Here is a 6,706-nt window from a genome sequence, read left to right as displayed (position 1 = left end):
CTAGGCACATCGGGTTGGCGCGGGGGGGGCGCTCCCCCCACCCGCGCCTCACGCGTTACGTCAGTCCAGCACCTCGATGACCGGGAAGCTGCCCGTGTTGGTGGGCGCGGACTCCGGCAGCCACAGCACCGCGACCGCGCCCTCCTGCCCCTCCGCCGTCGGCTCGGCGTTGCGGAACGTCAGCCGGGCGCCCAGGACGCGCGCCTGGCCCACCGCGATGGTCAGGCCCAGGCCGTGCCCGGTGCCGGCGCGGTCCTTGCTGCCGGTGCGGAAGCGGCTCGGCCCGTCCTTCAGCAGCGCCTCGGGGAAGCCGGGCCCGTGGTCGCGGACGCGCAGCACCCGCCCCTCCACCGTGACCTCGAACGGTGGCTTGCCGTGCCGGGCGGCGTTGGCCAGGAGGTTGCCGATTATTCGCTCCAGGCGGCGCGGGTCGGTGGAGACATGGGCGTCCCGCAACACGGTGACCCGGGCATCGGGGGCCGCGACCCGGACCCGGCGGGTGACGAACTCGGCGAGGGCGATCTCCTGCAGCTCGGCGCGCTCCGCGAAGCCGTCAAGACGGGCGACCTCCAGGACGTCCTCGACGAGCTGGCGCATCGCCTGCGCCCGGTCCCGTACGAGCTCGGTCGGGCGCCCCGGCGGCAGCAGTTCGGCGGCGGTGAGCAGGCCGGTGACGGGGGTGCGCAGCTCATGCGCTATATCGGCCGTCACCCGCCGCTCGGCCTCCAGCCGCTGCTGCAGCGCCTCGGCCATGCCGTCGACCGCGCGCGCCAGGTCGTCGGTCTCGTCCCGCACCCGGCCGCCGATCGCCTCTCGCACCCGGACCTCGGAGTCGCCCTCGGCGAGCTTGCGGGCCGCCGTGGCGGCCTTGCGCAGCCGCCGGGAGAGCTGGTCGCCGATGAGCACCCCCAGCGCGATACCGCCCATCACCACCGACACCGAGCCGAGGACGAGGACCCGGTCGAGGTCGTCCAGCACCCGGGCACGGTCCTTGAACTGGGTGTGTACGGACAGCACCCTGCCGTCCCGCAGCGGCACCGACGCCCACACCTCGGGCGTGCCGGTGCCCATGTCCCCCAGGTAGGTGGCGCGCAGCCCGCGCGCCGCCTCCTTCTTCAGCTGCTCGGGAAGCCGCTTGTCGTCGAGTTTCGCGCCGAACCCGAGAATCCGGTACTTCTCGTACATCCGCTGGGCGGCCTGCACCTGGTCGTTCACCGCCGCGCGGCTGTTGTCGAGCATCGAGACGCGGGCCGCGTTGTGCACGACCAGGCTCAGTGCGATGGCGACCAGCGCGCTCACGGCCGCGATCGCCAGACTGACCTTCCAACGCAGCCCCGAGCGCAGGGCGAGCCTCACCATCCCCGGCTCAGCCCCTGAGCTTGTAACCGAAGCCGCGGACGGTCTCGATCCGGTCCTGGCCTATCTTTCCGCGCAGCCGCTGCACATGGACGTCCACGACCCGGGTGTCACCGCCCCAGCCGTAGTCCCACACCCGCTCCAGCAGCCGGTCGCGGGAGAGCACGGTGCCCGGCGCGGCGGAGAACTCCAGCAGCAGCCGCATCTCCGTCGGCGTCAGCGCCACCTGCTGACCGGCCCGGCGGACCTCCATTCCCTCCGGGTCCACCTCCAGGTCGCCGAAGCGCAGCACTCCGCCCTCGGGCTCGTCGGGTTCCGCCTCCGCGCCCCGGCCCGGTCCGCTGGCGTGCCCGAAGCGGCGCAGTACGGCGCGGATCCGGGCGACCAGGACCGCGCCGTCGAAGGGCTTGGTCACATAGTCGTCGGCCCCGGCCTCCAGGCCGAGCACCACGTCGATCGAGTCGGCGCGCGCCGACAGCATGATCACGGGCACGGTGGACTCATCGCGGATCCGGCGGCACAGGCTCACCCCGTCAAGACCCGGGACCATCACATCGAGCAGCGCGATATCGGGCCGGTCGGCCCGGAACCGCTCCAGCCCGGTCAGTCCGTCCGGGGCGGCGGTGACGACGAAGCCGTCGCGCTCCAGGGCGAGCTGGGTGGCCTCGCGGATGACGTCGTCGTCCTCGACGAAGAGCACATGGGTTTCGGCCACGGCCTTATCTTCAGCCTTCCGTTCCGTCGTCGGGCGCGGGCGATTCGTCCTCGCTGACGTTTTTGGTCTTGCGGTCGGTCACGAGGAACTCCCGGCGCGTCTCGGCCCACCGGTACGTCGTCACGTCCTCGCTCGAGGGGCAGCAGACCGAGTCGTTGGAGGCGTAGACCAACTTGGTGACGCGGAGGCTGCCCTTGGTGGTGTCGGCGTAGACGGGCGGGCGCTCGTCCGCGAAAACGTTCTCATACGTCCCGCCCACCTTGCGGTACACATACGAGCCGAGGCCGAAACCCTCGGTGCAGGTCATCACATTGACCACGAGATCGGACGCGGCGGAGCCGGTCAGCCGACCGTAGGCCACGTCGATCGGATAGCCCTGTGACTTCGCGCTGCCCTTCTTCGCCTCCTGCGGAGCGTCCGGTGCGGCGCTCGGCGTGGCGTCGTTCTGGGCGTCCTTCGTGGAGCTCTTCGAGCAGGGCTTGAGGTTCGCCTTCAGGTGCTCGCTGACCTTCGGGTCCTTCTTGAGCAGCGCGACGGCGTCGACCTTCTGCTTCGCCGACGTCGATGTGGGGGAGGTGCCGTGCACATACGACCCCGGGGAGTCGGCCTGCTCCGGGGCCCATGACGTATGCGCCGGCCCTTCCTTGCGCACTCCCTGGCTTCCGGTGTCGCATCCGGCCAGCACCAGTCCGCCGACGGCCGCGAAGCCGACAACCGTGCCCCCGGTGATCAGGGCGGCCCGGCGCGGGCCGATCCGGTGAGCGGTGGTGCGGTGAAGAACGAGCCGGTGTGGATCAACACCCTGTGGGGCGTGCTGGAGCGGGGCGTCCTCGTGGAGGGCGCCCTTGTTCGAGGCGTCCTTGTCCGCGGAGTCCTTGTCCGCGGCGTCCTTGTGGGGAGAGGCCCTGGTCAGGCCGCGCACCGGTCCTGCCCCCGCTCGTGGCCTCGGCGCCGGCCCTGCGAGGTCTGGCGGATCTGGCGGACCTCCTGGGCACCGTCCTGGCCCTGCCGGGCCTGCCGGCCGTCCCCGCGACCGAGCGCACGGGCGTCCAGCTCGCGGCTCTCCAGCTCCTGCCGCAGCCTGGCCAGCGCCCTGTGCAGCGTGCTCTTGACCGTACCGGTCGACATCCCAAGCGCCTCCGCGGTCTCCTCCGTGGTCATCTGCTCCCAGTGTCGCAGCACCACGACGCTGCGCTGCTTGGGAGCCAGAACTCCGAGGATGTCCATCAGCAGCGCGCGGTCGGCGTGCTGCTCGGTGCTGTCCTCGACACGCGCGTCCGGCAGCTGCTCGGTCGGCACCTCGTCCAGCTTGCGGGCCCGCCACCACTCGGTGCGGGTGTTGATCATGACGCGGCGGAGGTACGCGTCGGCCAGCGACTTGTCGGCTATCCCGTCCCAGCGGCCGTACGTACGCACCAGCGCGGTCTGGAGGAGGTCCTGCGCCTCGATCGGGTCGGGGACGAGGCGACGGGCGCTGCGCAGCAGCGCGTCCTGCCGGTTGCGTACGTACTCTTCAAAATCCAGAACCTTGCCGCTGCCGGACATCGCCAGCCCCCATCCCGCCGTATTCCCCACCTGTATGCCCGGCGGTCGCCGAGCACGAAGAGGACACTACGGAGCGGCTGTTGCGGCGCCATGTGCATCTGACCTGCGGCGAATGCACAGCTACCCATAGGTTGTGTAACAGCCGGGGCCGGGCGGACGGAGTGTCAGAGTCGGGTCGTGGCCGTGTCACAGCCTTGTCACAGAAACGGTTTCGGCGAGCCGTCCTCGCGGGGGGCGGGCGGGGGAAGGGGCCTTCGGCGGGTCAGGTCAGCGGCAGCCGGTAGAGCCCGCCGTCGAGCGGTTCCACGAGGCCGTCGGCGATCAGCCCGTCCAGCGCCCGGGCCCGCTGCACCGGCTCGTCCCAGACCTTGTCGAGCGCCGCCTGCGGCACCGGCTCGACCGCCTCCCGCAACACCGCGAGCAGCTTGCCGCGCACCTGACGGTCCGTACCGGCGTAGGTCTGGCCGCGGCGCGGCGGTCCGTCGTGCGCCGGGGAACCGGCCGCCCGCCAGGCGCACTGCGCGGTGATGGGGCAGCGCACGCAGTCCGGCGTGCGCGCCGTGCACACCAATGCGCCCAGCTCCATCGTCGCCGCGGCCCAACGGGCGGCCGTCGGATCGTCGTCGGGGAGCAGCGCACGGGCCAGCTTGCGCTCGGCGGCGGTCGTGGCGTCCGGCGGGAACTCCCGGCCGCCGACGGCGCGTGCGAAGACCCGGCGGACGTTGGTGTCCATGACCGCGTGCCGCTGCCCGTACGCGAACGAGGCGACGGCCGCCGCCGTGTACTCGCCCACACCGGGCAGCGCCAGCAGCTCCGCGTGTTCGGTGGGAACCTGACCGCCGTGCCGCTCCCGTATGGCGGCCGCCGCGCCGTGCAGGCGCAGCGCGCGCCGCGGATAGCCGAGCCGCCCCCAGGCGCGGACGGCCTCGCCGGGCGGTTCCGCGGCCAGGTCCGCGGGGCTCGGCCAGCGGGCGAGCCACTGCTCGTACACCGGCAGCACCCGGTTCACCGGGGTCTGCTGGAGCATGAACTCGCTGACCATCACGCCCCAAGCGCCGGCTTCGGGGCGGCGCCAGGGCAGGTCGCGGGCATGGGCGTCGAACCAGTCGATGACGGGGCTGTGGAGCGCGGTTCCGTTGGGGCGGCTGGCGGAGGGCGCCGAGTCGGCGGGGATGGCAGTCATGTCACGAACGATCCTGGCACGTCGCCCGACCGCCCCGGAAACGCCGGGCCCGCTCGGGGCGTGTCAGGGGCCGTGTGGGTGGGCCTGACTTTCGTCAGGGGCGGTGGCGTACTCCCGCTTGTAGCGTCAGTGACGGCAGTGATTGATGAGGAATGGCGGGTGCGGATGGGGAACGAGCCGACGATCAGGGTGCTGCTCGCGGACGACGAGGCGATGATCCGCGCCGGGGTACGGGCCGTCCTGGCCGCCGGCCCCGGTATCGAGATCGTCGCCGAGGCGGGCGACGGGAGGGAGGCGGTGGAGGCGGCGCGCGCCCATCGGCCGGATGTCGCGCTGCTGGACATCAGGATGCCCCGGCTGGACGGGCTGTCCGCATGCGAGGAGATCCGCCGCACGCTGCCGGACACCGCGGTCGCCATGCTCACCACCTTCTCCGAGGACGCGTACATCGCACGGGCGCTGGGCGGCGGCGCGACCGGTTTCCTGCTGAAGGCAGGAGACCCGCATGAACTCATCGCGGGGGTACGGGCGGTGGCGGGCGGCGCGGCGTTTCTGTCGCCCAAGGTGGCCCGGCATGTGATCACCGAACTCGGTGGCGAGCGCCTGACCCGAGGCGCCGCGGCCCGTGCCCGTACGGACGTCCTGACCGGCCGGGAGCGCGAGGTGCTGGCGCTGGTCGGCGCGGGCCTGTCGAACGCGGAGATCGCCCGGCGGCTGCACCTGGTCGAGGGCACGGTGAAGGGGTACGTCAGCGCGGTCCTGGACCGCCTGGAGGTCGGCAACCGCGTCCAGGCGGCCATCGTGGCGTACGAGGCGGGGCTGGTCGCCGACGCGGGGTAGGGCGGGGGCGTCGTAGAGCGGTGGCGTAGGACGGGGCCGTGGGAGGGTCCGTTGAGCAGGGCCGTGGGAGGGTCCGTAGGGCGGGTCCCGGGCGGGATTCGGTCGGATAATGAGAAAACCGGGTCGGAGACCGGTGGTTATTGGCGGGCGTCGCTTCGGATCTCTCGTAGAGTTTCCGCGTGGGATCTCTGCGCAATCCGATCGGGCCGCTTCCCTCCTCCATTTACTGGCGGCGGAGGGCTGTTGCGCTGGCCCTTTTCATTGTCATCCTCCTGCTCGTCATCTGGGCCTTCGGGTGGGGCGGTTCCGGCGGCGACGGCGGGAGAGACGAGGGCAAGGGGTCGGGCGGCGGTGGCGCCGCGAGCACCATCACCCCGGGGCCCACCTCCTCCACGCCCGTCAACAGCCAACGCCCGGGTGGCCGCGACGAGTCGGATGACGGCGGGACCGGCACCGGCGACAGCGGCGGCGGCGGCAGCGGTGACGGCGGTGACGGTGGCACCGATGGCGGCAGTGGCGCGGGCGACGCCGGAGGCGTCGGCGGCGGCGGCGGTGGCGGGACCGGCGGCGGCCTCGGCATCGGGGACGGGCGGAGCGTCCCGGCCGGGTCCAGCCTGCCCGCCTGTACCCGGAGCGCGGTCGAGCTGACGGTGCGCAGCGTCAAGGACTCGCGGGTGAAGAACACTTACGAGCCGGGCGAGGAACCGACGTTCGAGCTCATCGTGAAGAACTCCTCGGACACCGCCTGCAAGGTCGACTTCGGCCGGGCGTCGGCGACGCTGACCATCACGGACTCCGAGAACGACCATGTGTGGGCGTCCGACGACTGCCCCAAGGGCAGCAAGTCCGTACTGGTCGAGGTGGCGGGCAAGGGCCAGACCAAGCGCACCGTCCACTGGGACCGCAAGCGCAGCGTCGAGAACTGCGCGACGCCGGCCGGCAGCGTTTCGGCCAAGGGCGGTACGTATCTGGTGGAGGCGAAGGTGGAGGGTCTGGGCACCGCGAGGGTGTCGTTCGTACTGGATGAGGGCTGAGGACCAGCGGCTGACCAGGGGCTGGGGCCGACC

The 6,706-nt window shown here is 72.2% G+C and carries 7 protein-coding genes; 2 read left to right on the top strand and 5 right to left on the bottom strand.

Annotated features, from left to right (window positions below):
* Positions 1–60: 60 nt before the first annotated feature.
* From cseC to ACFV2X_RS52290, 5 genes are all read right to left on the bottom strand, one after another.
* Positions 61–1,359, bottom strand: coding sequence for a two-component system sensor histidine kinase CseC (gene cseC / locus ACFV2X_RS52310; RefSeq protein WP_089512664.1), 1,299 nt, complete (start codon positions 1,357–1,359; stop codon positions 61–63).
* Positions 1,360–1,366: 7 nt separating this feature from the next.
* On the bottom strand, positions 1,367–2,071 hold the full coding sequence (gene cseB / locus ACFV2X_RS52305) for a two-component system response regulator CseB (protein WP_385630600.1): 705 nt from the start codon (positions 2,069–2,071) through the stop codon (positions 1,367–1,369).
* A 10-nt stretch (positions 2,072–2,081) separates the two neighbouring features.
* Complete coding sequence (locus tag ACFV2X_RS52300; RefSeq protein WP_385630598.1) at positions 2,082–2,993, bottom strand: hypothetical protein; 912 nt, start codon at positions 2,991–2,993, stop codon at positions 2,082–2,084.
* Positions 2,981–3,616, bottom strand: a complete 636-nt coding sequence (locus ACFV2X_RS52295) for a SigE family RNA polymerase sigma factor (RefSeq protein WP_385630597.1) — start codon at positions 3,614–3,616, stop codon at positions 2,981–2,983. The genes ACFV2X_RS52300 and ACFV2X_RS52295 overlap by 13 nt, the downstream gene beginning before the upstream one ends.
* Before the next feature lie 262 nt (positions 3,617–3,878).
* On the bottom strand, positions 3,879–4,799 hold the full coding sequence (locus ACFV2X_RS52290; protein ID WP_385630595.1) for an A/G-specific adenine glycosylase: 921 nt from the start codon (positions 4,797–4,799) through the stop codon (positions 3,879–3,881).
* A 165-nt stretch (positions 4,800–4,964) separates the two neighbouring features.
* Between ACFV2X_RS52290 and ACFV2X_RS52285 the strand changes: the two genes are divergently transcribed.
* Together ACFV2X_RS52285 and ACFV2X_RS52280 are read left to right on the top strand one after the other, a co-directional pair.
* Entirely contained in the window at positions 4,965–5,639 is a 675-nt protein-coding gene (locus tag ACFV2X_RS52285; RefSeq protein ID WP_385630593.1) for a response regulator, read from the top strand.
* A 179-nt stretch (positions 5,640–5,818) separates the two neighbouring features.
* Positions 5,819–6,673, top strand: a complete 855-nt coding sequence (locus ACFV2X_RS52280) for a hypothetical protein (RefSeq protein WP_385630591.1) — start codon at positions 5,819–5,821, stop codon at positions 6,671–6,673.
* Positions 6,674–6,706 lie beyond the last annotated feature (33 nt).

Origin of the sequence: Streptomyces sp. NPDC059679 (assembly GCF_042734105.1) — a bacterium.
GTDB lineage: Bacteria > Actinomycetota > Actinomycetes > Streptomycetales > Streptomycetaceae > Streptomyces.
Note: the sequence above shows the minus strand (reverse complement) of the source record. Positions and strands in the feature narration are given on the sequence as shown.